The organism is Microcoleus sp. D3_18a_C4 (assembly GCF_036702415.1).
Classification (GTDB): Bacteria; Cyanobacteriota; Cyanobacteriia; order Cyanobacteriales; family Microcoleaceae; genus Microcoleus.
Window position 1 is genome coordinate 23,797 of the sequence record NZ_JAUBTI010000020.1, and the last position, 26,886, is coordinate 50,682.

Sequence of the window (26,886 nt, forward strand, 5' to 3'; positions counted from 1 at the left end):
GGCTGCCCGGTTCCTGAACCCTTGGGGTTTCGATCGGGAAAACCCAAATCGAACAGCAGAAAAAGTTACCAATTACCAATTACCACCACTCAGAAAAATGACAGAAAATAAAGAAATTGTTTTTCGCAATCGAGTTGTTGACAAAGGTCAGCTCAAAAAGTTAATTTCTTGGTCTTTCATGCACTACGGAACGGCCCGTACAGCGCAAATGGCCGATAAACTCAAAGACTTGGGTTTCCGGTTTGCAACACGAGCGGGAGTTTCGATTAGCGTAGACGATTTGCAAGTGCCGCCATCAAAACGATCGCTCCTAGATGCAGCCGAAGAAGAAATCCGCATCACCGAACAAAAATACACCAGAGGCGAAATCACCGAAGTCGAACGCTTCCAAAAAGTAATCGACACCTGGAACAGCACCTCAGAAGACCTCAAAGACGAAGTAGTCAAAAACTTCCGAGCCACAGACCCCCTGAACTCCGTCTACATGATGGCCTTCTCCGGGGCGCGGGGGAACATTTCTCAGGTGCGGCAGTTGGTGGGAATGCGGGGATTGATGGCAGACCCGCAAGGGGAAATTATCGACCTACCAATCAAAACCAACTTCCGTGAAGGACTCACCGTCACCGAATACATCATCTCCTCCTACGGTGCTCGCAAAGGCCTAGTAGATACAGCATTGCGGACGGCAGACTCTGGCTATCTTACACGTCGCTTAGTGGATGTGTCGCAGGATGTAATTGTCCGGGAAGTAGACTGCGGCACCCAGCGGGGAATTCGGGTGCGGCCGATGACAGACGGAGCAACAGTGCTGATTCCCCTCAAGGACAGGCTGCTGGGGCGGGTGTTTGCCAAAGATGTGGTGCACCCCAAAACCGGGGAAATTGTGGCCTACGGCGACGAAAAAGCCGTCCGAAATCAGCCAATTACTGAGGAGTTGGCGGGGGAAATTGGTAATTCTGGGGTGGGGGAGGTGTTTTTACGATCGCCCCTGACCTGCGAGTCTACCCGATCCGTATGTCAGCACTGCTACGGCTGGAGTCTGGCGCATTTGAAAATGGTAGACATGGGAGAAGCCATCGGGATTATTGCCGCCCAGTCGATCGGGGAACCGGGAACCCAACTCACCATGCGTACCTTCCACACCGGCGGCGTATTCACCGGAGAAGTCGCCAAACAAGAACGCGCCCCTACAAGCGGCGTAGTCAAATTCAAGAACTTGCGTACTCGATCGTTCCGCACCAGACACGGCGAAGAAGCACTGGTCGCCGAGAACAACGGCAAACTGGTATTTGAGGGCGACGGATTTGAAGAAGGGAAATCCGGGGCCAAAAATCAAAAACTGAAAATCGAACTAGCGATCGTCCAGGGTTCTACCCTGATGGTCAAAGACGGACAGCGCGCCATACCCGGCCAAGTATTAGCAGAAGTGCCGATCGTCGGACGCGCCGCCCGCAAAACCACCGAAAAAGTCACCACAGACGTAGCCTCCGACCTAGCCGGAGAAGCCAAATTTGCCGACTTAGTACCAGAAGAAAAAACCGATCGCCAAGGCAACACCACCCGCACCGCCAGCAAAGGCGGACTCATTTGGATACTCTCAGGAGAAGTCTACAACCTGCCCCCCGGCGCCGAACCAGCAGTGAAAAATGGCGATCGCATTCCCGCCGAAAGCGTCATAGCCGAAACCAAACTCGTCTCCGAACATGGCGGCGTAGTCCGCATCGCCGACCCCAGAGAAATAGAAATAATCACCGCCCAAGTCCTCCTCGACCAAGCAGTAGTCCGCGCCGAAAGCACAGGCGGCCGCGACCACTACACGATCGAAACATCCTCCAAACAGCGGTTTTCCCTCAAAACAGCCCCAGGGAGCAAAGTCATCAACGGGGAAGTAGTGGCCGAACTGCTCGACGACAGCTACCGCACAGCCACAGGAGGCATCGTCAAATACGGCGGAGTCGAAGTCCACAAGCGCGGCAAAGCCAAACTTGGCTACGAAGTCGTCAAAGGCGGCACCCTGCTGTGGATACCGGAAGAGTGCCACGAAGTCAACAAAGATATTTCTCTGCTGCTGGTGGAAGACGGCCAGTACGTAGAGGCCGGTACAGAAGTCGTCAAAGACATCTTCTGCCAAACCAGCGGAGCAGTAGAAATCACCCAGAAAAACGACATCCTCCGGGAAATTGTCATCAAACCGGGCACCCTCCATGTAGTAGACCGCCCCCCCCTAACATTAGGCGAAGGTCAAATTGTCAACGCCGGCCAAGAAATTTTCCCAGGCTTGGTTGCGGAGGAGTTGGGCTATGCCGAGTATATCGAAACCCCCGAAGGCCCGGCTTTGTTGCTGCGGCCCGTCGTGGAATTTCCCGTACCCGACAAGCCTCCCGTCCCTTCTCAGACGGCCCTCAACGAGTCGATTTCTTTGAAAGCAGTGCAGCGGCTTCCTTACAAAGATGGGGAACGGGTGAAGTCTGTGGAGGGATTGGAACTGCTGCGGACTCAGCTTATTTTGGAAATTGGTTCGGGGGCTCCGCAACTGGCGGCGGATATTGAGCTGTTGCCGGATGAGGAAGATGCTGCGGCTTTTGGGGCCGACGGTTCTGGGCCGGCTTGGGGTTCGGCTGAAGATATTGTTGCGTCGCAGGAGTTGGCGGTGGCTGGGGATGATGGGGGCCCCCCTGCTTCCAAGACTTTCCGCTTGCAGCTAGTCATTTTGGAATCGCTGGTGATTCGGCGGGATGTCTCTGCTGACCCGACTCAGGGAAGCACTCACACGCGGCTGTTGGTCGAGGATGGACAGTCGATCGCACCGGGAGCAGTAGTCGCCCGCACCGAGATTCTCTGCAAAGAAGCAGGTATCGTTCGGGGCATCCGTGAGGGGCTAGGCGAACCAGTGCGCCGGCTGTTGGTGATGCGAGATGCCGATTCTATTTCGATCTCTGTGGCGGGTACCCCGGATGTGAGTCCCGGTCAACTGCTGGTAGCCGGTACCGAAATAGCTCCGGGGGTTGTTCTGGAAGAATCCGGCCAAGTTGTGAAAGTTGTCCCTGCCTCGGAGACAGAACCGACCAAACTCTTGCTCAGGGTAGCCCGTCCTTACCGGGTTTCGGCGGGTGCAGTCCTGCACGTGGACGACGGCGACTTGGTGCAGCGGGGCGACAATTTGGTGATTCTGGTATTTGAGCGAGCAAAGACTGGGGATATCATTCAGGGTTTGCCGCGGATTGAGGAACTTCTGGAAGGACGGAAGCCCAAGGAAGCTTGTATTTTAGCCAAGCGCCCCGGCACAGCTCGTGTAGTTACCGATGACGATGTTGTGGAACTGGCGGTGATTGAGGATGACGGCCGGATTGAGGAGTATCCTTTGTTGCCTGGTCAAAATCCGATCGTTTCCGACGGACAGCGCGTAGGCGTCGCCGAAGCCTTGACCGACGGGCCTGCCAACCCTCACGAAATACTCGAAGTATTCTTCCACGTACTCAAAGAGCGGCAATCTACCTTTGAAGCAGCCTTAGAGAGTTTCCAACAAGTGCAGACATTTCTAGTAAACGAAGTGCAGTCGGTTTATCAGTCTCAGGGCGTCGATATTTCCGACAAACACATCGAGGTAATCGTCCGCCAGATGACCAACAAAGTCAGGATGGAAGATGGCGGCGATACCACCATGCTCCCCGGTGAGTTGGTGGAATTGCGGCAGGTGGAGCAGGTGAACGAAGCCATGTCTATTACTGGCGGGGCGCCGGCAGATTATACTCCCGTGTTGCTGGGGATTACTAAGGCCTCGCTGAATACTGATAGCTTTATTTCCGCTGCTTCGTTCCAGGAGACTACGCGGGTGTTGACTGAGGCTGCGATCGAGGGTAAGTCTGACTGGCTGCGAGGCCTGAAGGAAAATGTGATTATCGGCCGCCTGATTCCTGCGGGTACTGGCTTCAATGCCTATGAGGATGCTGGAGTCCAGGATGCGGGCTTTGATGGTGCCGTGTTTGATGACGACATCCACGATTTGCAGGAGGATGTGGTACTTGACGATCGCACTGCCCGTCGTGCTTATACGATCGAAAGCGGCTATGAAATTGGCCGCGGAGCCGATATTGAGCCTGATGAGGATTTTGAGGAAGTTGAGGTTGATGAAGATGAGTTTGTCCCTGAGTCTGAAGACGACGCTTTGGGGTCTGATGTTGACGATGATGATGATATTGGTTTTGATTTTGATGAGGATGAAGACTAATCTCGTGTTTTGAGATTGCATGAAACGAGTGAATGGTGTTGCGCTCGCTGAGGATAAGTTTGTTCCACGGGCGCCGCACACTCCTATTTCATGAGTTGAAAAATCTCAAATTTTTCCTCAGAAATTACAAGTCCGAACTCATAGCATTGTGCTGCAAGGACATCGAAAGGAAGAAGGAAGAAGAAAGATTCAGAGTTTAAGCAAACTTTGTAAATAAGAGAGTTTTAATTGTTTGTTGGTTTAAACAAACAATTCTTTCTTCCTTCTTCCTTTTTCCTTCTTCCTTCTTATTCCAATACCGTTCAGTTAGTGCTAAAAAAACCGCTCGTGTGTAGGTTGGGTTGAGGAACTAAACCCAACATTTTCGCTACAATTTCCCTTAACCCAACCGTATTGCTTCTTATTCCTTATTCATGTATGGTTCACTCAATCAGGCAGCAAAGCCTTGATTTGATTCACAAACTCTTGATGGTCTACCACAGGTTTAGAGATGTAACCGTCGGCACCGCTTTGATCCAGAAATGTTTCTTTATCACCAGCCATCGCGTGAGCCGTTACCAAAATAATCGGCAGCGAGGCCGTTTGGGGGTCAGCTTTGAGCAGTTGAGTAATCTTAATCCCGTCAACAGATTTGCCCTGGTACACGCTGCGCGAAAGAGACACATCCATTAAAATCAAATCAGCTTCGCCGTTGGCAGCAATCTTCATCACCTCTTCAACATTTTCCGTGTGCTTCACGGCTAAGCCCCCCCGCTTAGTCAGAATTTTGGAAAAAACCCGAGCATTAACCAAATCGTCCTCTACAATCAGAACGGTTTTCATAAATAAATATGGGAAGTATAGAAACTTTGTGACTTTAGTCCAAAGAGGAACACGGCACGGGGACTACATCCCCGTCAAAAATGCAGAGTTTTTAGCGCCATCAGCCGGGAACCCTGCAAAACCCGTATGTATATCCTTGAGCCACTAGCTGTGAGAGGGTTTACAGATGCCTAGAAGCATCCAGTACCATCATTTAGACTACTACACACAGACAGTTTAGTTCTTTTTTATCAAAAATTTGGGTTTAAAACCCTGTCCTTCTAGGACAGCTTTAATTTCTTAAAACTTTTTTCAAAAAGTCCGATAAGTTCCGATATCTGGGGTATAGTATAAAAGTCAAGGTCAAATTCGCAATGCCCTCGTGAAACAGGACATGAGACACACTTTTAGGCATAAACCGGGGGACGCAGAGCAGCGAAAACTCTTTAAACAGCTAGAGGCTGAATTCAGTAAGTCTTAAACCAGTCAAAACAAACTATTTTTAGGATTGTTAAGTAGGGTAGGGCATACCCAAACTCTAGATAAGTATTCTAGTACGCTTTTGGAGACAGACCCGCTGGGGTGGCTGCGAATCAGGCTCGTTAATTGGTAGGATTCTACGGTTGAAAAGTCGGAGTATTGCCGAAAGGACGCAACACTTAAAGGTTAGTCGCTGAATTAAGAATCCCCGCACCTTGATAGTCGGGGAGTGTCAAAACTAGACCTGGCACTGGTGAGAGTCTCAAGATTCTCAGGTAGCAGGTTTCTAGTACAATCCAGGACGGATGGACGACGCCTCGAAACCGGGTTTTTGATCGTTTCGGCGGGCTATAACGAACTCTTGCTATGAAAAAACCCGGTTTCTGACTACCCGTGCGTCCTGGACTATAGTATCCTCTGTTTCGGTCAAGCCTTCGGCTTCTACCATTTTAGATTTTAGATTTTAGATTTTAGATGGGAACTGATTGACTGGATATCCGTTTGGAACACGGGCCTACAGTTGCATTATTTTTTGAACTGGTATTAGATTCGGGAATGTGTGATAATTATTTTCCTTCCTTCTCATTAGAATCAAGCCATGTTTATTCACATACTCCCGTCGCCACAGCCTTTGAAGTAGCGAATCTAGCGGGGATTGTTGGAGATTCCTAATACTCAGTTTTAACCCCTCAAAACGGCTGAAAATATCCACGCTTGCGTTCATCAAGGGGATGTCAGACTAGGAGATATCGCCAGGAGAGCTTTTGACTGATGAATTCATCAATATCGGCATTTTTGACACTCTCAGCGAGTCAGGGCCACGCTGTATGGTTGAATAAGCCCAAAACTTGGACTTCACTCATAGTCCAGTCGCCTCTACACGCTCAGACCAAGTACCAGTACCAGAGATATTCCAATTCCGCTTACTTTTCTTTTTTAATAGTTTCGGAGTCCATCAGGCTTGCCAAAATACGGTAAGCTCGATCGTCTACCATTACTGCTTGATCCACGCTACGGCTGTACCGAGACGAACTCAATGCGGGGTTTCTCCTGAATAGAATATTTCTTCGTGTAGATGGTTATTCCTAATTGCAATTAAATTCTATCATGGATTGACGGGGACTCAAGTCCCTCGTGACGCTTTCCTAGGAAGAGCTAAAGCCTCACTACGTTCTGAGTTTCTGGCATTCCGTGCTCTCCTGTCTATTTACCTTCTCACGGCAGAAGGTAAATAGACAGGTAGGCGCAAAGGTCGGCAACATAGAGGTTAGGGTAAGAGTGGAGAGTAAGAGGCAAGTGTTGCCCGTCTTCGGGACTCTGATTCTGCTTTCACAAGTTAAGTTTATTTTTATTCTTCAACTGGGCGGTTGGGTCGAACTTTCGGTTCGCCTGCGGCAAAGGCTTTTCAATCGAGACAGGGAACCTCGGCATTATTGACAGAGGCTGTTTTCACTCAGGAATTAACGGACACAAGGACTCATGGCTAAACAACTCAACCTACTTTCCGGGCAAGTAATTTCTACGCCTCTGCACGCCGAGATGCAGCAATCGTACCTCGAATATGCCATGAGTGTGATCGTCGGGCGAGCTTTGCCTGATGTCCGCGACGGTTTAAAACCTGTTCACCGTCGAATTTTATATGCGATGCACGAACTCGGTCTGACGCCAGACCGACCTTACCGTAAGTGCGCCCGGGTAGTTGGAGATGTTTTGGGAAAATATCACCCCCACGGCGACCAATCGGTTTACGACGCTCTGGTACGCATGGTTCAGGAGTTTTCGAGCCGCTATCCTTTACTGGCGGGTCACGGCAATTTCGGTTCGGTGGACAACGATCCGGCGGCTGCTATGCGCTATACGGAAACTAGGCTGGCACCGATCGCCCACGAAGCTATGCTAACCCAAGTCGGCGATGCAACTGTTGATTTTACTGGAAACTTTGACAATTCGCAGCAGGAACCGACGGCGCTGCCTGCTCAGTTGCCGTTTCTGTTACTCAACGGCTGTACGGGCATTGCTGTCGGGATGGCAACTAATATCCCGCCACACAATTTGGGGGAGGTGGTAGACGGTTTAATTGCTTTGATTGAAAACCCGGAACTATCCGACGAGAAGTTGATAGAACTGATTCCAGGCCCAGATTTTCCAACCGGAGGGGAAATCGTCGCTACAGAGGGCATTGTTGACGCCTACACTAAGGGTCGAGGCAGCATTGCGGTCAGGGGTGTGGCCGGGGTGGAAGAGGTGCCAGGTAATCGCAAGGTGCGTACTAAAACGGCGATCGTGGTGACGGAATTTCCGTTTCAGGTAAATAAGGCGGCTTGGATTGAAAAGGTGGCGGAGTTGGTCAATGCTGGCCGCCTTGACGGTATTTCTGATTTGCGTGACGAGAGCGATCGCGAAGGCATTCGAGTGGTGATTGAACTCAAGCGGGAATTTACCCCAGAAGCGGTTCTGGCTCGTCTTTATCAACAAACTGACCTACAAACAAATTTTGGCGCGATTTTGCTGGCAATTGTCAACGGTCAACCCCGACAGTTGACGCTGAGACAATTGTTGCAAGAATTTCTGGATTTCCGGGAAGTGACTCTTACGCGCCGCTACAATTACGAGTTGCAAGCTGCAGAACGCCGCTGTCATATTGTCCAAGGCTTAATGTTGGCTTTGACAAATCTCGATACAGCGATCGACATTCTCAGAAATTCTCCTGACGGCACTACTGCTAAGCAAACTTTGCAAGTTCGCCTCAATTTGAGCGAAAGTCAAGCTGATGCGATTTTGGCGATGCCTATGCGTAGGCTGACTGGTTTGGAAAGGCAAAATTTGCAGTCTGAGTTTGATGAGTTGATGGCTAATATTCAAGAATTGCAGCGCTTGTTGAGCGACAGGCGCGAACTTTTGAAGGCTTTAAAGAAGGAATTTCGATCGCTCAAACGCAAGTACGCTGACCCCCGCCGCACTAAATTCGCCAATGGAACCGCACGCGCAGCAAACGCTGAATCACAATTTGCTGGTAAGAAAAATTCTGGGGTGAAGCAGTTGTCGCCGGCAACGATTCAGCCTAACTTATTGCCCGTTCTAGAGGCAGAGGAAACTATTGTTGAATTTTCGCACAAGCAGTACGTGCGGCGCTTGCCGGCTGGGGAAAAGCCACGCTCGAAAAGTCGCGAAAAATCGGTTTCAGCTTTAGAAAAAAATGAAGATTTTATTGTGACGGCAAATCTGACGAAAACCGATCGCACTTTGGTTGTCTTAACTCCTAACGGCAAAGCTTACCCGCTGAAAGTGGCCGACATTCCTAGTAGTAGCGCCAAAGACCGGGGAACGCCGATCGTTAGTTTGTTGTCGCCGAGTGCTACTAAAGAAAGTGCCGGTCGCGCTTTGTCGGAAATCACAGTTGCACACTTTATTTTGCCGGAAAATTCGGAAGCGGCAGATTTAGTAACCCTGACTCAGCAAGGGAAAATTAAGCGCTTGCCGATGCAGGAATTTGCTGATTTGACTAATCGCGGCGTTACATTGGTTAAACTCAAGGAGGACGATCGCCTGCGCTGTGCGAGTCTGGCTAAAGTCGGCGAGCAAGTGGCGATCGCAACTTCAGGAGGCCGAGTCCTCCGATTTGAGATTGATGATGAACAACTGCCGCCAATGGGCCGCGCGGCCCAGGGATCTCAAGTAACCAGGTTGCGGAAGCAGGAAGAGTTGGTGGGTTGCATCACTCTCGACGCGAACGACAGTCTGGTGCTATTTTCCGAGTTGGGTTGGGCAAAACGAATGCCTGCAGGTTCTGTCAGACTTACTAACCGGGGCGAAATTGGCACTCAAGCTTTTCGTTTCTCAGAGCCTAAAGATGCTTTAGTTGGCTTGCTGCAGGCTGTTCCGGGTACGGATGTCAAACTTTTTACTAATTCTGGCCGCCTGCTGCGATCGACTATTGATGCTATAGCTTTTTGGGGGAAAGATGCTGCGGGCGATCGGGTTTTTGACCTCAATCCAGGTGAAAAAATTATCAAAGTTATCAGCAGTCAATAGTCATTAGTCATTGGTCATTATTCGCTGTGCCTCGATTGAGACTTGGCCTTGTTGCCTTCGAGCGTCTACGTCCAATTCTATTCCCCATTAAGCCTTGTTCCCAGGCTCTGCCTGGGAATACATACCCGGAGGCTCTGCCTCCAATTCCCCAATCTAATATCTAAAATCTAAAATCTAAAATTGTTTAATGGCGCAAGTTGTATTAGAAAATATCTACAAAAGTTTTCCGCTCCGCCAAGGAGAACAGGAAAAAGAAGCAAACACCGTCGCAGAAAGTGTCTCGCCTATAGCCGATCGCCCTGCGTCTAACAGCGTTTTGCGGCGCATTAACCTAACGGTCGAAGACGGCGAATTCATGGTGCTGGTGGGGCCTTCTGGCTGCGGAAAAAGCACTTTGCTGCGCTCGATCGCCGGTTTGGAAGTTTTGACTGCCGGCAATATTTGGGTGGGCGATCGGCTGGTGAACGATTTGCCTCCTAAAGACCGAGATATCGCTATGGTATTTCAAAATTATGCTCTCTATCCTCACTTAACAGTTTACGATAATCTCGCCTTTGGATTGCGCCGCTCGGAAAGAGAGAAAGAAGAAGAAAGAAGGAAGAAGGAAGAGGGAAGAAGGAAGAAGGAAGAAGGGATAAGGGGAAAGATACAAGGAGAAGAAGAAAGCATCCAGAAGATAGAAACAATTAGGAAGAAGGTAGAAAAGGTTATTAATGATTTAGCTTCTAATTCTTTAAAAAATCCTCTAAGTTATCCTTGGTTTGAGGACTTTTTAGGAGGAGCGACTCGCAAGTTGCCTCCGGGTTTGCGCTATTTGTCGGAACGGGAAAAGGCTGTAGGAAAACGAGTGCGGGAGGTGGCTGAATTATTGCAAATAGAATCTCTTTTAAATCGCTTGCCGAAACAACTTTCGGGAGGGCAAAAGCAGCGGGTAGCTTTGGGTAGGGCGATGGCTAGAAATCCTGAAGTTTTTTTGATGGACGAACCGTTATCGAATCTTGATGCAAAATTGAGGGCCCAAACGAGATCGCAAATTGTGCAGTTGCAGCGACAGTTGGGAACTACAACTATTTATGTCACTCACGACCAAACTGAGGCGATGACTATGGGCGATCGGATTGCTATTATGAAGGTCGGCCAGATTCAGCAAGTAGCTCAACCTCTAGAGCTTTACAACAAGCCGGCTAATCTGTTTGTTGCTGAGTTTATCGGTTCTCCGCCGATGAATTTTTTGTCGGTGCAATTTACTGCTCCGTTGTTGATTTCTCACCCGCAATTTCGCTTTACTTTACCCGATATTTGGGCAAAAAGTCTACAACAATATGACGGGCGAGGGCTAATTTTGGGCATTCGGCCCGAACATCTGAGCATTAACCCTCCGGCTACCAAAAATCTTTCGGTACAAGTGGAAATTGTAGAGGCTTTGGGACACGAAACTTATTTGGGAGTTTGTTTGACGGATGCTCCGGCGGTGCGGATGCAAGTGCGGGTTCCTCCTGAGCGATCGATCCGAGTTGGCGAGGAGCTTTGGCTGGCCATCGCCCATGACAAAATTCACTTGTTCGACCCTGATACCGAGTTGGCTATTTTTCCTCGTTAGGCAAAATCATCAAGGTTGATCGACCGTTGTGACCGATATCACTAATCACAAGCTTGCATTTTTATCAAGGAATGTTATATTTATTTACATAAGCCTTACAAAAGTTAACGAAAGGAGTTCGCACTATGCAAGAACAAAAACGCAACGCTTGGAACTGGGGCTTCAGCGAAGGAGCCGAAAATTGGAACGGTCGTTTGGCGATGATTGGTTTCTCTGCCGCTGTCATCATCGAATTGGTTTCCGGTCAAGGTCTGCTTCACTTTTGGGGCGTGATGTAATTTTCAAGTTAAGACTTTTGTGACACTGCAAAGCTTGGGAGTTCCGTTACGGACTCCCAAAATTTTGACAGCGCGATGTGGGCCACAAATAGCCAATTGCTCCCTGCAGTTAGCAGCACAAAATTTAACAGCTATAGCTCAAACCGGGGCGGGGGGTCTCCCCCCCAAAAAAAGAGTGCGAATCACTCTTTTGGGTGATGCTAGCAAATTACTCTAGCGGATATATTCTTTCAAGATGCTGTTCCGGTTGGGATGGCGCAACTTCCGCAGAGCTTTAGCCTCGATTTGGCGAATCCGCTCGCGGGTGACGTTAAAGATTTGACCAATTTCCTCCAAGGTCTTCATCCGTCCGTCATCTAAGCCGTAACGCAGCCGCAGTACATCCCGTTCTCGAGGGCTGAGAGTATCCAAAACGCTTTCCAAGTCTTCCCTGAGCAAGTTTTTCGAGACTTGATCTTCTGGCGTTTCCCCGTCAGATTCAATAAAGTCTCCCAGACGCGAGTCTTCCTCTTTGCCGATCGGAGTTTCTAGAGAGATGGGCAACTGTGCGGACTTAGCAATGAACCGCAACTTCTCGATCGTCATCTCCATGCGGGTAGCAATTTCTTCTTCCGTAGGCTTGCGACCCATTTCCTGAGACAGGAGTTTGGTGGTTTTCTTGATCCGCGAAATGGTTTCGTAAAGGTGAACCGGCAGGCGGATAGTGCGCGATTGGTCGGCGATTGCCCGGGTGATGGCTTGACGTATCCACCAAGTTGCGTAGGTAGAAAACTTGTAGCCTTTTTCGTGATCGAATTTTTCAGCAGCCCGGATCAGACCCAAAGAGCCTTCCTGAATCAAATCTTGGAAAGACAAACCGCGATTCATGTATTTTTTGGCGATCGACACCACCAAACGCAGGTTTGATTGCACCATTTTCTCCTTTGCCCGACGGCCGACGTGAAGTCGGTGACGGAATGCAGGAAGTGCCATATCTACAGCATTCGCCCATTCGCTGTCTTTGGGTTCGCGGTTATACTCTTCGAGCAGTTGTTCTCGAACTCGCTCTAATTCCAGCAAATCTGCTATCTTGCGCGCTAGTTCAATCTCTTCGTCAGCTCGCAGCAGTCGAATCCGACCGATTTCTTGCAGGTAAAGACGAATAGAGTCTTCAGTATAATGCTTTTTCTTTGCCTGTGCCCGACGGCGGGCTTTGGCGCCTTTGCCAGATTTAGTGTCGTCCTCAGATTGAGAGTCCAAGAATTCTTCTCGATCGTCTTCTTCGTCGATAAAGAGTTCCAACTCGCTCTCAGGTAGAACGCTTTCGGCGCCCCGAAGCAACTCGAGTGTTTCCATTTCCGGTGTAATTGTGGTTGCGAGTACGGTGTTAGCCTGGATCATGCCGTCTTCCTCATGCTCCTGAATTAAAGAATAAATAACAGTGGAATAGTGTCTGTTTGTAGTTTAGACAAGTTAGCCAGTATTGACATTCCCGCAGGAAAAAATAGTGGGATTTTCGGTCTGCTAGCTGAATCTGTTACTGAAACTGCACCTGTTTTATGAGTCAAAGTTCGAGTTCCGGTTGGAAGCAGCCAGCGCATTCAATCGATCGCAGATTTTAACATCGCGACCTTGAATTGAGCTTGAGGCTTTTTCTTGCGGAGCGAGTTACCACATCATCTGCGATACCTTGCCCCCAGAAGCAAACCATGAAGTGCGATCGATCGCACTTCCAAAAATACTGGCTTTTTTACTCGGTACTTCGAGCTTTTACCCGTACAAGTTTTCCCGCACGGAACCCTCTAACTTTTGTATTGGAGGTGTCGAACTTTTGATGCCTTGCTTTCACTCTGGTTGTCAGACATGACAGTTGCACGGCAAATTTTCGCCACCTTGGATGCCGATCTGCTGCCTCAAATGCAACAGCAGAGGGTTGAAGCACCAAACGGGGAGAATCCGATCTTGCCAAGACCTTTCCGATTGTAGCCTTTCTCACAAAAAATGGAAGTTGTTTTCCATTGTTTGTCAAGAACTAGGAAAACTCTGTCAGCTTAGCTTGACAATACTAACTCATGTCCGGCTCTGCTAAATCCTGAGAACGGCCCGCAAAAACTTTGGCACGATCGAACGGCGCTGTTTTCTGCGTATATCTGGGTGAACGGCTGCGGCGTAGTTGGCCAGACAGTTAGCAGACAATTTTTGAGTTGCCCAAATTGGGACCAATACCATCCGTGTAGATACACCCATCATTACCCTGTTTCCCTGAATTGAATCATACGCAATCTGCGATTGAATAAAGCTCGTAGCTTTAGTTTTAAGCCGGCCACTCTAGATTAGAGACCGACTCTGACCCCAAATGAAGCGTTGCGGGTTGAGTAGTGCAACAGGGGCTTTCATTGTTAAGTTAGCTCAAATCTCAGAAATTGGCTTTAATTTTGACGTTAAATCACATTAAGTTCTTAACGTCACATTCTTATTTAAGCAGTTCGACACGAGTTTGTCGCGTCAGTGGCAAAAACCACCAGGATAAATTCTACTGAGAGTTAACCCGCCGCACAACTCTCGGCTGCGAACTTCTCTAAAATTTTTGGCTTTGGGTTCGCACTTGCGCGATCGCACGCTCTCACAAACAATACAATTCGACATCTCCCGCAAGTATAACTTCACGATTCCTTTAAATATATCGTGACAGTGTGAAGATTCCATAAACCCCTTTAATTAAATTTAGATAGCCTTCCCGAATTGTCTTGATAATTTCAAGCAGACGCAAAAAAATCCCCAGCGGACGTTGATGCAACTACCTGCAGATAATAACTCCGCCAGGGAAGAAAAATTTACCCAGTTAGCGATGTGCTTGCTATTGTTGGAGAAGGCATAAGCTGCAGGATGCGCTTAAAGATGTGGAGGGGTAGGACGCTGGTGCGATGCTCAAAATTTTGTTATTATTTACAGCGTGTCATCAGAAAGCGCCGATCTAGGTTTGCTCTCTAAATCATTCCTGGCTCCTAGCTCAGCAATGACGAGAGCGAAAATTGTCTATAAAGTTGATTATACTTGCTTACTATTGATGATTTCTAATAAAGCTTTATAAAAGACTTTGAAGCTTTTAGAACGATTCAATTCAGGATTCATATATTGAGAAATTTCGCTAGAGGCTTTATATTTTTCTAGTCCTCCCGGATGATATCCAGCTTTTTTCAGGACTCTTTCCAAAGCCTCCCATGTACCCCCTTTAATAGCATCGGGGTCGCGATACGGTTGTTGAGTAGCTAAATTGGGAGAGACTTTAGGGTAAGCTTGGCGAATTGCTTCAACCTCGCCGAAAAACCACGCTTCTAATTCTTCAACTACAATTCGATTTAAGACTTGGAATGATTTATCTTTTTGACAGGAAGATTTAGTGATTAATCCCGATGATCTTGCTATTATTTATAGTGGTTGTTTTAATTTAATACAATCTTCTCGAGCTTCATCTATTAAAATAACAATTTTCCAATCAGGGGGAAGCCATGCTTGATAACCTTTCAAACGGTTAGGCAATTTAGCCAGTAAATCGGTTTTCCCTCGAAAAGCATGAATTTTATAGGTAACAGTCGATGGCAATATTTTGGGTAAAATCTGGGTTAAAGCTGATTCTAGTGATGCTTCTTCCACTAAAAACTCAAGATGCAAAATCCTCACCTTCTCTTTATTTTAAGTGTAAAATCATTGCGGTGCACCCGCATTTTTAAGCGGATTTCCCACCTCAAAGAAATCTTCCATCCACAGCGAACCCAGTAAGGCACCGTGTTCCATAAATTGTTTTACTCCCTGCATATCTGCGGTTCTTTTTGCTTGAGTAAAACCTTTCTCATCTCGATATAATACCCATAATTCCTCTGGTTTCAAACTATCCACAAAAAAGGGAGAATGCGTTGTCACCATTAATTGAGTATTCGCAGAAGCAGAACGACATTCTTCTGCAAGCTGAGGTAATAATCTCGGATGTAAATGATTTTCTGGTTCTTCTATCCCCACTAACTGCGGGGGATTTGGGTCAAATAATACTATCAAATAAGCTAAGAGCTTTAACGTACCATCGGAGGCAATTTTTGCCAGAATTGGATGAGAAAAAGGAGCATCTTTAATTTCCAACAAAAGTCTGCCATCCTGCATGATTGATGCTTCGACTTTTTCGAGGCGTGGAATACGACCGGAAAGGGTTTTTAGTATTTCTTCTAACCGTTGGGGATGTTGTTCCTTGAGGTATTGGATAACATTTGGTAAATTATCCCCCGTGGCGGACAATCTTTCCTGTGCACCTGCTTCGGTAAGGCTGCGGGTATGATCTGCGGTTAAATATGATAAATACCAGCCTGTAATAAAACGTCTTAATGCACTAACACGGGGATGTTTGGCAAATTGTCCTAATGTATTTACTGCTAAAAATTCCGATGATTCTAATTTTTCGGTTATCCTTTCACCTTTTTCATCAGGACTTTCGCCACTAATGACTTGTCCTTCCCCTTTTTTGAAGTCTAAAAAACGAAAGGGTTTTCCTTTTCCAGATTGTCCGCGTCGCCAATGCAACCATTCTTCAGCAATGAAGGGACGATTATTTTCTTCATTTATAGCGAGATGATAGGTAATTAAAGGCGATGCGGATGTCTCTCGATATTTTAATTCAATGATAATGCAGCCTTCGCTGTCTCTGGTGCGTAATTCTCGAAATCTGCCCCGTCTATCCCAGGCTTTTCTTAGACTTTCGGTGAAACATTCGGATAGGAAAGCGAAAACATCGAAAATAGTTGACTTTCCGCTACCGTTGGGGCCTAAGAAGACAGTTAAGGGGGTGAGATTTTTGAGTTCGAGATTGTGCAAAGCACGGTAATTTTGGACTTTGAGATATTCTATACGGGGAATATTTTTCATCATTTCACCTCCTCAATTATAATCTCGGTTTTTTCAATCGTAATTTCTCCTTTAACGAACCGCGAAGACGCGAAGTGCGCGTTCGGCGAAGCCGTTCCCGAAGGGTAGGAAGAAAAGAGAAGAAGAAAAAACTAAAGTCCTGACTGCGAACTTAATTTAACCGCGAGACACATTACTGCTGATTCCGCAGGCGAGGGTTAACAAACTCGTTTAATCCTTCCCCCACCAAAGACAGTCCCACTACCATTAAAGTCATTGCCAAACCGGGAAACAAAGCTGTCCACCAAATGCCAGTAGGTAGCGCATCTAAAGCTAAACGCAAGTCGTGTCCCCATTCGGGAGTTGCTTCGGGAAGTCCTAATCCGAGAAATCCCAAACCTCCTAATGTTAAAATTGCATCGGCAGCGTTGAGTGCAAACAGCACCGGTACGCTCTGAATCACATTCAGAAACAGGTAGCGCGAAAGCACTGTCCAAGTGTCGGCACCCATTGCTCGCGCAGCTTCGACAAACAATTCGGTTTTGACGCTGACGGTATGATTCCTGACGACGCGGTAGTATTGAGGGATGTAGGAAATGCTCAGGGCGATCGCAGCATTCAAAACTCCTTTTCCCACTACAAACGCTAGCGTCAAAGAAAGCAGCAGCCCCGGCAAAGTATAAATTGTATCCATTAAAAATAACAGCACTCGATCGAGCTTACCGCCCAAATAACCGCTAACCAAACCCAGCGGCACACCGATAAACAAACTCAAAGCAGTGGCTAAAATTACCACGTGCCAAGCCGCCCGAGAAGCAAAAAGCGTGCGGGAAAACACATCGTAGCCGCTGCGGCTAGTACCAAACCAATAATTCGCCGACGGCGGTTCGTGGATGGGGTTACTCAAAGCCTCGGTAGGATTTTGCAGCCATCCCCAAGCTTGCATAGCTGGAGACAAGGTTGCTACCAATATAAACACGGCAGTTATTGTCAAACCTGCCCACATCATTTTCATTGACAGGCTTGACGGTGAGGCACTGTTGAGAAATCGCGGGAGTCGGAGGCGGCTTTGAGCCATAATGACGATCGACCTATATAAGACTTTTCGATTTTAGTAGCACTCAGGCGAAAAAACCCGGAACAGTCAATCGATTTTAGATTTTAGATTTTAGATTTTCGATTGACCCCACGGATAAATGCTCTTTCTTGAGGATTTTCGATTTGGGATTGATTCCACGGATAAATCACGTGGCGGATACCCTCAAAAAATTCCTGGTCAAAAATCCTCTTTCTCATTCGCCAAACACTCGTGACAAACCGGGTTTTTTCGCGCGATGGGGCTACAAAAAAATCGGTTTCTCCCCTGCACGAGACTGGCGCGCAGGGGAGAAACCGGGTTTTTGGCAGGTGGGACACAAGTTGAGTTTAGGAAAAATCTCTCTTGGCACACCTCCAATCTAAAATCGATCGAATTCCTACAAATTACTGGCAATTAACTCTCGGTACTGGCTTTTCGGCTTAACTCCTTTGAGCTCAGCTACCAAATCTTTGTCTTTGAAATACTGAATCGTCGGCGTACCAATCACGCCAGCATTTTCAGCAATTTCTGGATCTTCTTCGATGTCAATTTCCACGTAGTGGATTTTGCCCTCGAACTCATCTACTACTTTGCTCAAAATCGGCTTGAGGCTGTGGCAAGGCCCACAACTCGGAGAGGCATATTTGACTACAATCAGTCGATCGCTATCGTGGAACAACTTCCGCAAAGCATAACCTCCTTCATGGCGCGTGTCTTGGATATCAAAGTTCTCGCTGGTTTTGCGTACTTTTGGAGATTCCGGCGCTGCTGTGGGTTGCTCGGATGCCTCGGTTTGATGGAATTCCTGCGTTAAACCGTTGACTGACAGCCAACGTTCTGCCAGCATCGCCCCCATACAACCGCTGCCTGCTGCAGTGATTGCTTGGCGAAACTCGTGGTCTTGCACGTCGCCGACGGCGTAAACTCCCTCGACGCTGGTTTCTACCGAACCGTGTTTGGTAACGATATAACCTATTTCGTCGAGTTCTAGCTGACCTTGGAACAGTTGGGTGTTGGGAGTGTGACCGATCGCGTAAAACAATCCTTTCACCAACAAATCGCTCTGGGCGCCCGTCACGATATTTCTAAGTCTCACCCCGTCCATTTTGCCGCCCGCTTCGCCCAAAATATCCAGTGCTTCGGTGTTCCAGTGCACGGTAATTTTGGGATTGCTCAGCACTCGGTCTTGCATGGCTTTGCTCGCGCGCATTTGATCGCGCCGCACCAGCATATGTACGTGAGAGCCGTATTTTGTCAAATAAATAGATTCTTCCGCTGCGGTGTCGCCCGCGCCGATTACAGCTAAGTCTACTCCTTTAAAAATTGGGGTAGCGCCGTCGCAAATCGCACAGGCCGAAATGCCGTGACTCCAAAATACGTGTTCGCTAGGCAGCCCCAGCCTTTTCGCCGTCGCGCCTGTAGCGATTACTATGGTGTGGGTTTTGATTTCTCTGTCTTCCGATCGCACTGTAAACGGACGCTTGGTCAAATCCACCGAAATTACATCTTCTGTGTATAATTCGGCACCCCAGCGCGCTGCTTGAGCTTTCATCCGATCCATCAGTTGCGGCCCGGTGATGCCTTCGGGGAAGCCGGGAAAGTTTTCGACTTCTGTGGTGGTCATCAGTTGACCGCCGGGGACGCCTCCCATTTGGTAGCCTTCAAAGACTACGGGTTTCAGGTTTGCCCTCCCGGCGTAGATTGCTGCTGTGTAGCCTGCTGGGCCTGAGCCGATAATTACTAGGTTTTCTACGGTTTCGTTGGTCATAGCTATTTAATTAAACTCATAACGACTTCGTTTTACTAATTCTAGCAGAGTTCGAGCGAGTTTGGTTGGATGCCATTGGGCGATCGAGCATCTGTATCTATTGTTGAGGGTCGATCGGTCTTCGGGGCAATTCCAGCTACTTTAATAAGCAAAAACAATCTAAAAGTCGATTTAGTTTTAAATGTTCGATCTATTTTAAGGGCTGAAATCTTAAGCAAATCTAAAGACGACCGAAATTATTGACTTCATCAAAAAAATGGGCGGAGCGAAGCGGAGGGCCCAAACCCCGTCACTTCGGCTACCCTTCGGCTACGCTCAGTGCAAGGCGAGCGTGCATCGCCTTTTAGGACGGCTTTACATGAATTTTTGTTAAGGTATACCATTTCACACAAGACGTGCTAGTCTGTGAAATAGCGTAGTTAAGGTCAGCATGACACTAAAAGCCTTCAGCTATCGATTCTACCCAACGCCGGAACAAGAAAGTTTGTTGCGACGTACTTTGGGTTGTGTTCGTTTGGTCTACAACCGTGCTTTAGCCACAAGAACGGAAGCTTGGTACGCAGAACAGAAACGGGTAGGCTATGCTGAGACTTCTTCAATGTTAACCGAATGGAAGAAAACTGAAGAACTAGATTTTCTGAACAAAGTTAGCTGTGTGCCATTACAGCAATGCTTGAGACATTTACAAACGGCTTATACCAACTTTTTTGATGGGCGGGCACAATATCCTAACTTCAAAAAGAAACGCAATGGTGGTAGTGCAGAATTTACCAAGTCAGCATTCAAATTCAGAGATGGACAAGTCTACCTAGCAAAAAGCACACAAGCGTTACCAATTCGCTGGAGCCGGACACTACCTGATGGTTGCCGACCATCAACTATTACAGTAAAGCTTGCACCATCAGGTAGGTGGTCAGTTTCTCTGCTGGTGGATGTTGAAATTGAAGCATTACCCAAAACAAATAATCAAGTCGGTATCGACCTGGGAGTTACAAGCTTGCTCGCTCTTAGCACTGGTGAAAAGATTGCCAATCCCAAAGGATTCAAGGCAAAATATCGCAAACTTAGAAGAGCGCAAAAATCTTTAAGTCGCAAGCAAAAAGGGTCAAACAACCGTCACAACGCACGGCTTAAAGTAGCCAAAGTGCATCAAGAAATCACTGATGCAAGGAAAGATAATCTTCACAAGTTAACAACACGGTTGGTGCGTGAAAACTTGCGCCATCGCCGTAGAAGACTTAGCTGTGAAGAATATGATTAAAAATCCCCAACTTGCGCTTGCCATAAGTGACGCAAGTTGGGGCGAATTGGTCAGACAACTTGACTACAAGTGCGATTGGTACGGTCGTACTTTAATTAAGATTGACCGATGGTTTCCGAGTTCAAAACGGTGTGGCAATTGCGGACACATCGTTGAAAAGTTGTCGTTGAATATCCGGGAATGGGAGTGTCCTAATTGCGGGACGCACCATGACCGAGACATCAACGCAGCAAAGAACATTTTGGCGGCAGGGCTTGCCGTGGCAGTCTGTGGAGCGACTGTAAGACCCGAACAGAGTAAATCTGTTAAGGCTGGTGCGAAATCCCCGTCAGGGACGGAAGCAGAAACCTAAGTCGTGAGTCTTAGGAATCCCCGTGCGTTTACGCCGGGGTGGATGTCAATCTCAATAATTTTACCTATTTACTTGCTTTGAGGCTTGTGGTACGATTTTCACAATCCAGGGGCATTATGACTAATTTAAGTTTTTGAGGCTGAAAGCTTTTAAAATCGTAAAATTAACGAATTCGCAAATGTAAGAAGTACAATTTTTTATGCAAAATCCGCATTTTATGGTTTAAGAATTGTAACGGAGATTTTGCCAAGTTTGACAAAATACAGTATTTGTGGTATGCAAGGTGCAAGCGGGGGGAAATTAGAAGGAAATTTTTAACCGCTTTGGAAGCACAGGCGGGACGCCCGTGCCACGATAAACATAGAATTTTGTAATTGTGTCTAGATGGATAAAATCAAGATATTGTTTGTGTGCAGTCAGAATAAGTGGAGAAGTTTGACTGCCGAGAAGATATGCCAGAAGGTTAGCGGCTACAGTGTGCGATCGGCTGGAACGGAAAAAGGTGCAAGAATTAGAGTAACTGAGGGTTTGCTGGGCTGGGCAGATTGGATATTTGTGATGGAGAAGAAGCATGGCGATCGACTTCGCAGCAAATTTCCCGAAAGTCTCGAAGGCAAGAAAGTTATTTGCCTGCAAATCCCGGACAATTACGAATATATGGAACCCGAGTTAGTCGAGCTTTTGCAGGCGAAACTCCATCCCTATATGGAAATGCCAGATAACGAGATAAATTTTATGCAGCGAGTTTTGGAACCGGAAGTGATGGATTCCTTGGAAGAGGCGATCGAATACGATTCGATGGACTTTACTGAGGTTAATGCTGCTTTTGCTCAGAGTGCGGCGGCGTTGGGGCCGGTTTTTGGAAACGTTTTGGATGCGGGGACGGGTACGGCGAGAATTCCGATCGCACTTTCTCAACTCCGGCCAGCATGGAAATTGACTTGCATTGATTTGTCGGCAAATATGCTGAAAGTCGGGGCCCAAAATGTGGAAAAGGCGGGCGTGCGATCGCAAATTAGTCTCGAATTAATCGATGCTAAGGCCATGCCGTATCCAGACAGTTATTTTGACATGGTGATTTCCAACAGCATTATCCACCATTTGCCCGATCCGCTGCCGTTTTTGCAGGAAGTCAAGCGGGTGTTGAAGCCGCACGGAGCAATTTTTTTGCGGGATTTGCTGCGGCCAGAAAAAGCGGAAATCAGGGATAATTTAGTCAATCTGTATGCGGGAGATTGCAACGCGCATCAGAAACAGTTATTCAGCGATTCGTTGCAAGCAGCATTTACGCTGGATGAAGTTGAGGAGATGATCCAAAATGCCGGGTTGGATGGGTTGAGAATTTATGAATCTTCAGACAGACACTGGACGGCGGAGCGTGCTTGGTGCGAGTCTTTGTAGAAAGAAGTTGCTGGGAAAATTTTAGGTAAAGCGCGATCGACTGCGAAGAGCGAGTTGGTTTTTTCAGTATGGTAATGGAATTACGCGACGCATGATATTGCCGCTAATGTCTTCATCGCAATACTCAAGTAATTCGGGTTCCCAGTAAGCAGTTGCTAAAGTTAACCAACCGAGAAAAAAGCCAACTCCACCACAAATGAAGCATCCACCATCTCCACCTCTGAATCGATATTTTTCGCTAATTATCTCACAATCGTAAGGATTTTGGGCAATGTGAAGTCCGAAAAGGTTGGGCTGCAAATGGAGTGTCCAGTCGGCTCGATTGTCAGTTGGGTAGAAATCGCTTGGGCAGAAGTCTCCCCAGCGAAATAGAGTTGTGTTTCCTGCAGCGCAGGCATACTCCCATTCATCGAAAGTTAGCAAACGCAGCCCTTGGGCTGCCAATTCAGTCGTGATTTCTTCCTGCGTCTTGCTAATAATTTGCCAAGCCGCAACCGCACCATCCTTACCGCCCTCGAATCCGTATCTATTGCCACGATTAACGCTCGAACTTTGTGGAAACTCTTTTAATAAATTCTGAATTTTAAGTTCATCGGAACCGATCGGCTCAAAACCAATCTTTGTTGGTTGAATTTCTACAAGCATCGGGGAAATTGTCACCTTTCGAGGAGGTGTAGTGACGCTTTGTACGTAAGAGTAGATGTCTCGATCGATCTCATACTCCTCAGAACTATTTTGAAATGATTCAATTTGCTCGTCTGTCGGGCGAAAGTTGCTGGCTTCGTATCCGACTTGAACTTCGCCTCCTGGCATCAGAGAAAATAAAGCTCCTCCATACTCAAAAATGGCAATAGAGAGTTCGGGGCCGCCATCAGGGTAAAATCGCAAACCTTTAAAAATTACTGACTGTGGCAGATGTGCTGCTAATTCCTGTGAGTAGCGATTTTTTTGTTCTTCGCTCAAATTTTGCCATTCCTGCAATTCCATAAGCCAAAAGTTCCTCAACTAAACCTCTTCTACTTATCTAATTTTATAGCATCTAAAATTACTCGATCGCGCCCTTGGTGTTTAGCTTGATAAAGCGAACGGTCTGCCGCTGCAATCAGGTTTTCCTGGGAAGTTTCGGGCTGAGGAAACGTGCTCGCTACCCCCAAACTCAGCGTCACGAAAGAACACACCGCTGAATTAAGGTGTTCGATTTCTAGTTCTTTGACGCCCACTCGAATTCGCTCTGCAATCCAAACAGCTATTTCAGACGAAGTGCGGGGTAAAATTACCGCAAATTCTTCACCTCCGTAACGAGCTACCAGAGTCTCCTCCGAAACTTCGCCTGCTGAGTAATGTACAGCCTCAACAATAGTTTTGGCTACCTGCTGCAAACAAGCATCTCCCGCCTGATGTCCGTAAGTATCGTTGTATGTCTTAAAAAAGTCAACATCGCATAAAATTAAAGAGAGTTCTGCTGCTGCTTCTCCCAATTCTTGCCATTTTTTCTCTAAGTATTCGTTAAAACAGTGGCGGTTGGCAACCTGAGTTAAGCCATCTAAGTTGGCAAGGCGATACAATTCGGAATTAGCTGCTTTTAATTGAGAATTAGCTGCTTCTAACTCGGATTGCGTGAGCGATAAATTGTAATAAAGTTCGCTCATAGACCAAGTAGCTTGCTGGTGAATTTGGGATAAAGCTACCCAGAGTTGATGCACGTCTAAAAGTCGGTAAACTTGAGGTTCTAACTGCACAACAATCGGCTCGTAAAGCAGTTCCGGCGGTCGCTGCACGGATCGCTGCGCTGCCATGACAATTAAGGCTACTCCTGGTAAAATCAAAATATCGGTTTGAGCTATTTGATACAAGGCTATAATCGGTCTGCAAGCAAATATATCTACTCCGTAAGGGCGGCTCATGCGTTCCATAAATCGCCGACGCGATATCATCCCTAAAAATTCCCCATTTACGGTCAAGATAACTCCCGGAAGCAGCGGGTGAGATTGAAACAACCGAGCTACTTCTTTGGCTAGATATGAGGAGTCAACCTGAAAATTGAATAGAGCCAGATCCTTAAGAGTAGACTCTAAAGATAAATTTTGGGGTGAGTTTTCTGGCGAGTTAGAGGGCTCAATAAATTCAACAGACACAGCGCAGATCCGAATAAACAATAAACCAGCAACACAGCTAGTGTCAGCTATTAAATTATATAATTATTTATTTATTACCAGTGACCGTATTCTTTACTACACTATTTATTTAATCTGCGTTAGTTTCTGCCGTGCCTGCATTACATTGATTCATCCTCACTCAATTATAGATTTATATTTATTGAATTATTACTCCATTTTTGACTCTGGGTTTTTTGCGCCGTAAAAAAAACCAGTTTCTGCACGAGTGCTCAGCTCATTCGCGGGGCACAAAAACTCAAGAAACCTGGTTTTTAAACCCTTGTCGAGGCTGTAACGAGGTTTTGCGTAAAAAAAACGTGGTTTCTGCCCCTGTCCTCAACTCAAAACTCACAACTCCCTCACCACCCCCAAGTTCCTTCCCCTCCCTTAAACGGGCCGACAATATCTTTGGTAATCCAGCCACCGTAAAAATCCCCTGGTTGAGATTGCACTAATTCCCCGTCCACATAACAGGCATCCATCTTGCTCGGATAAAAAGCCACATAATCTTTAATAGCTGCAAAAACCTGATTAGGATTGGGATAAAACCAAGCAGCATTTACTACTTCTTTCGACTCTACCGTCACAGTGTAATAACCGGCTTGTCCCTTCCACTCGCACCAAGAGCCTCGTAAAGTTTTGTGCAAATATTCCATTTTGATGTCATCGGGGCAGATATAGTAGGCAGGAGGGTGACTCGTCTCCAATACCCGCTGAGGACGGCGCGTGTCGGCGATCGTCACTCCATTAAAAATTATCTGTACGTGTTTGGTCGATTCCTCAAGCCGAGGGGGACGCGGGTAATCCCAAACAGACTCTTGACCAGGGCCGGGCTCGATTCGATCGAAGTTCATGTGCACCATCTCCCCTCCAAAAAACACTTAGCGACTTAGCATTACAATTTAATGTACCCTTAATCGAGTCGCTGCTTCAGACCAACCAGCTTTTTTCAACTCTTCACAATATGAGTATTCGCGGTATAGATGTTTCCGACTACCAGCCCAATGTCAATTGGCCAGCAGTTGCGCGGGATGGTATTACCTTCAGTTTTGTCAAATCGACCGAGGGTGCAACGTTCGTTGCCCAAACTTTCGCTCGCAATTGGGCGGCGATGAAAGCGGCGGGGATTCAACGCGGTGCTTACCACTTTTTTCAACCTGCAAGCAGCATTCAAGGGCAAATAGATTTGTTCTTGAAAACTGTAAAACTCGAAGCGGGGGATTTGCCCGCAGTCTTGGATATCGAAACTACAGGCGGTTTGACTGTGGATCAATTGTGCGATCGAGCCGCAATTTGGCTAGAAGCCGTCGAAAAAGCCACCTTGATGCGACCGATTATCTACACCTACCCCGGTTTCTGGGACAACCTGGGGACAAAACGGTTTGCCGATTACCCGCTGTGGATTGCTCACTATACCACTGCTGAGGAGCCTTGGGTTCCCGGCGGCTGGAAAACTTGGACTTTTTGGCAGTACAGCGACAGCGGCAGCGTCTCTGGCGTATCGGGCAATGTAGACACCAATATTTTTGAAAGTGTCCGAGAAGGCGCCGTAAGTTATAAAGTTGCAGACATCCAGAGGGAATTAAGAATTAAAGGTTTCTATCAAGGCGCGATGGACGGTAAATTTGGAGCCAACACCACAGCGGCGCTCATCTCGTTTCAGAAATCTCAAGGTTTGAATGCAGACGGCATTGCCAGCCTCAAAACCTGGGCCGCTTTGATGCGAAAATCTCCCAAAGTAGTTGTCCCCCCTCCAGCGCCGACACCCGCTCCGCGGCCGACACCCGCTCCGACACCCGCTCCGACACCCGCTCCCATATCAGGCGTGCGGCTGACTCAGGTATTCTCGTCTTATCAAGCTAAGGCTAGCCAAGATACTGCCTTAATTTGGCTGCAAAGTCAAGTTTCTACCTCTGTTTTAGGGGAATTTGCTCAAAAATGGCGGGCAACCACCTTACCTCAAGACACTAATTTGCGATTGATAGATGTCGGCAAATTTTATCGCGGTTTAGCAGAACAAGACCAAGCTTTAGATTGGCTGCAAAAACAACTTTCTCCGGCTGTTATTGCCGAGTTTGCACAAAAATGGCGCTCTCAATCTATTGTCACTAATTCTCCGATTCGGCTGATAGATGCGTGCAAATTTTATCGGGCCGCACCCCAGCAAAACCAGGCTTTAGATTGGCTGGAAGGGCGAATTTCCCCGGCAATTCTATCGGAGTTTCTTCGCAGGTGGCAGAATGCCACTCGGTTATAGATTATAGATTTGAGATTGACTCTACAGATGAATCTTGCGATTTTAGATTTTATATCATGTCCGATCGAGTGACCGCGATTAAAAGGGCGGGTTTTTGAGATGGTCAATTATTGGCCGGTATTGTTGGTGAACCCGCCCCTACCGTATTAGGGGTAATCGACCGGACATAATATTAGATGGGAACTCTACTCTAAAGATGAGTCTGAGGGCGATCGATTAGATTTTAGATTTGAGATTGACTCTACAGATGAATCTTGGGATTTTAGAGTTTTTTAGATGGAAACTACTCTAAAGATGAGTCTGGCGGCGATCGATTGGAGATGTG

At 47.3% G+C, this 26,886-nt stretch carries 20 protein-coding genes; 8 read left to right on the forward strand and 12 right to left on the reverse strand.

Annotated elements, in window-relative coordinates; translation table 11 throughout:
- Window positions 1-13: 13 nt before the first annotated feature.
- On the forward strand, window positions 14-4,228 hold the full coding sequence (locus tag QUB16_RS12095; protein ID WP_333316358.1) for a DNA-directed RNA polymerase subunit beta'': 4,215 nt from the start codon (window positions 14-16) through the stop codon (window positions 4,226-4,228).
- A gap of 426 nt (window positions 4,229-4,654) precedes the next feature.
- On the opposite strand, the gene QUB16_RS12100 is transcribed toward QUB16_RS12095, so the two are convergent.
- Window positions 4,655-5,050, reverse strand: a complete 396-nt coding sequence (locus tag QUB16_RS12100; protein ID WP_333316266.1) for a response regulator — start codon at window positions 5,048-5,050, stop codon at window positions 4,655-4,657.
- A 1,938-nt stretch (window positions 5,051-6,988) separates the two neighbouring features.
- On the opposite strand from QUB16_RS12100, the gene QUB16_RS12105 reads away from it, so the two are divergent.
- The 3 genes from QUB16_RS12105 to QUB16_RS12115 all read left to right on the forward strand — a co-directional run bounded on the left by QUB16_RS12105 (window position 6,989) and on the right by QUB16_RS12115 (window position 11,419).
- Complete coding sequence (locus tag QUB16_RS12105; protein WP_333316268.1) at window positions 6,989-9,541, forward strand: DNA topoisomerase (ATP-hydrolyzing); 2,553 nt, start codon at window positions 6,989-6,991, stop codon at window positions 9,539-9,541.
- Window positions 9,542-9,728: 187 nt separating this feature from the next.
- Window positions 9,729-11,141, forward strand: coding sequence for an ATP-binding cassette domain-containing protein (locus QUB16_RS12110; protein ID WP_333316270.1), 1,413 nt, complete (start codon window positions 9,729-9,731; stop codon window positions 11,139-11,141).
- A gap of 125 nt (window positions 11,142-11,266) precedes the next feature.
- The gene (locus QUB16_RS12115) at window positions 11,267-11,419 is read left to right on the forward strand and encodes a high light inducible protein (RefSeq protein ID WP_015179166.1); all 153 of its coding nucleotides are present in this window, start codon (window positions 11,267-11,269) and stop codon (window positions 11,417-11,419) included.
- A gap of 213 nt (window positions 11,420-11,632) precedes the next feature.
- Here QUB16_RS12115 and rpoD read toward each other — a convergent pair whose 3' ends face one another.
- The 8 genes from rpoD to trxB all read right to left on the reverse strand — a co-directional run bounded on the left by rpoD (window position 11,633) and on the right by trxB (window position 19,134).
- Window positions 11,633-12,799, reverse strand: coding sequence for an RNA polymerase sigma factor RpoD (rpoD, locus tag QUB16_RS12120; protein ID WP_333316272.1), 1,167 nt, complete (start codon window positions 12,797-12,799; stop codon window positions 11,633-11,635).
- 684 nt (window positions 12,800-13,483) lie between these two features.
- The gene (locus QUB16_RS12125) at window positions 13,484-13,648 is read right to left on the reverse strand and encodes a hypothetical protein (protein ID WP_333054806.1); all 165 of its coding nucleotides are present in this window, start codon (window positions 13,646-13,648) and stop codon (window positions 13,484-13,486) included.
- Between the two features lie 255 nt (window positions 13,649-13,903).
- Complete coding sequence (locus tag QUB16_RS12130; RefSeq protein ID WP_333316274.1) at window positions 13,904-14,104, reverse strand: hypothetical protein; 201 nt, start codon at window positions 14,102-14,104, stop codon at window positions 13,904-13,906.
- Between the two features lie 342 nt (window positions 14,105-14,446).
- On the reverse strand, window positions 14,447-14,827 hold the full coding sequence (locus QUB16_RS33565) for a DUF4276 family protein (protein WP_445251116.1): 381 nt from the start codon (window positions 14,825-14,827) through the stop codon (window positions 14,447-14,449).
- The gene (locus QUB16_RS12135) at window positions 14,828-15,052 is read right to left on the reverse strand and encodes a hypothetical protein (RefSeq protein WP_333316276.1); all 225 of its coding nucleotides are present in this window, start codon (window positions 15,050-15,052) and stop codon (window positions 14,828-14,830) included. It abuts the gene before it with no gap.
- Window positions 15,053-15,103: 51 nt separating this feature from the next.
- A complete protein-coding gene (locus QUB16_RS12140) occupies window positions 15,104-16,312 on the reverse strand; it encodes an AAA family ATPase (protein ID WP_333316278.1) in 1,209 nt (402 codons plus the stop codon).
- 169 nt (window positions 16,313-16,481) lie between these two features.
- A complete protein-coding gene (locus tag QUB16_RS12145; RefSeq protein WP_333316280.1) occupies window positions 16,482-17,366 on the reverse strand; it encodes an ABC transporter permease in 885 nt (294 codons plus the stop codon).
- A 397-nt stretch (window positions 17,367-17,763) separates the two neighbouring features.
- On the reverse strand, window positions 17,764-19,134 hold the full coding sequence (gene trxB, locus QUB16_RS12150) for a thioredoxin-disulfide reductase (RefSeq protein ID WP_333316282.1): 1,371 nt from the start codon (window positions 19,132-19,134) through the stop codon (window positions 17,764-17,766).
- A gap of 430 nt (window positions 19,135-19,564) precedes the next feature.
- Between trxB and QUB16_RS12155 the strand changes: the two genes are divergently transcribed.
- The 3 genes from QUB16_RS12155 to QUB16_RS12165 all read left to right on the forward strand — a co-directional run bounded on the left by QUB16_RS12155 (window position 19,565) and on the right by QUB16_RS12165 (window position 22,148).
- A complete protein-coding gene (locus QUB16_RS12155; RefSeq protein WP_333316284.1) occupies window positions 19,565-20,395 on the forward strand; it encodes a transposase in 831 nt (276 codons plus the stop codon).
- The gene (locus QUB16_RS12160) at window positions 20,388-20,747 is read left to right on the forward strand and encodes an RNA-guided endonuclease TnpB family protein (protein ID WP_333316360.1); all 360 of its coding nucleotides are present in this window, start codon (window positions 20,388-20,390) and stop codon (window positions 20,745-20,747) included. Before QUB16_RS12155 ends, QUB16_RS12160 begins: the two co-directional genes overlap by 8 nt.
- Before the next feature lie 384 nt (window positions 20,748-21,131).
- Window positions 21,132-22,148, forward strand: coding sequence for a methyltransferase domain-containing protein (locus tag QUB16_RS12165; protein WP_333316286.1), 1,017 nt, complete (start codon window positions 21,132-21,134; stop codon window positions 22,146-22,148).
- Between the two features lie 63 nt (window positions 22,149-22,211).
- On the opposite strand, the gene QUB16_RS12170 is transcribed toward QUB16_RS12165, so the two are convergent.
- The 3 genes from QUB16_RS12170 to QUB16_RS12180 form a co-directional block, all read right to left on the reverse strand.
- Window positions 22,212-23,135 (reverse strand): hypothetical protein, encoded by a 924-nt coding sequence (locus QUB16_RS12170; protein WP_333316287.1) that lies wholly within the window; start codon window positions 23,133-23,135, stop codon window positions 22,212-22,214.
- Between the two features lie 29 nt (window positions 23,136-23,164).
- Window positions 23,165-24,283 carry a diguanylate cyclase domain-containing protein gene (locus tag QUB16_RS12175; RefSeq protein WP_333316289.1) on the reverse strand — a complete coding sequence of 373 codons (1,119 nt, stop codon included), beginning with the start codon at window positions 24,281-24,283 and terminating at the stop codon, window positions 23,165-23,167.
- 380 nt (window positions 24,284-24,663) lie between these two features.
- Window positions 24,664-25,158: a DUF427 domain-containing protein gene (locus QUB16_RS12180; protein WP_333316291.1), complete on the reverse strand. Its 495-nt coding sequence runs from the start codon at window positions 25,156-25,158 to the stop codon at window positions 24,664-24,666.
- Window positions 25,159-25,268: 110 nt separating this feature from the next.
- Here QUB16_RS12180 and QUB16_RS12185 point away from each other — a divergent pair, with 110 nt between their 5' ends.
- Window positions 25,269-26,561, forward strand: coding sequence for a GH25 family lysozyme (locus QUB16_RS12185; RefSeq protein ID WP_333316293.1), 1,293 nt, complete (start codon window positions 25,269-25,271; stop codon window positions 26,559-26,561).
- Window positions 26,562-26,886: the final 325 nt, after the last annotated feature.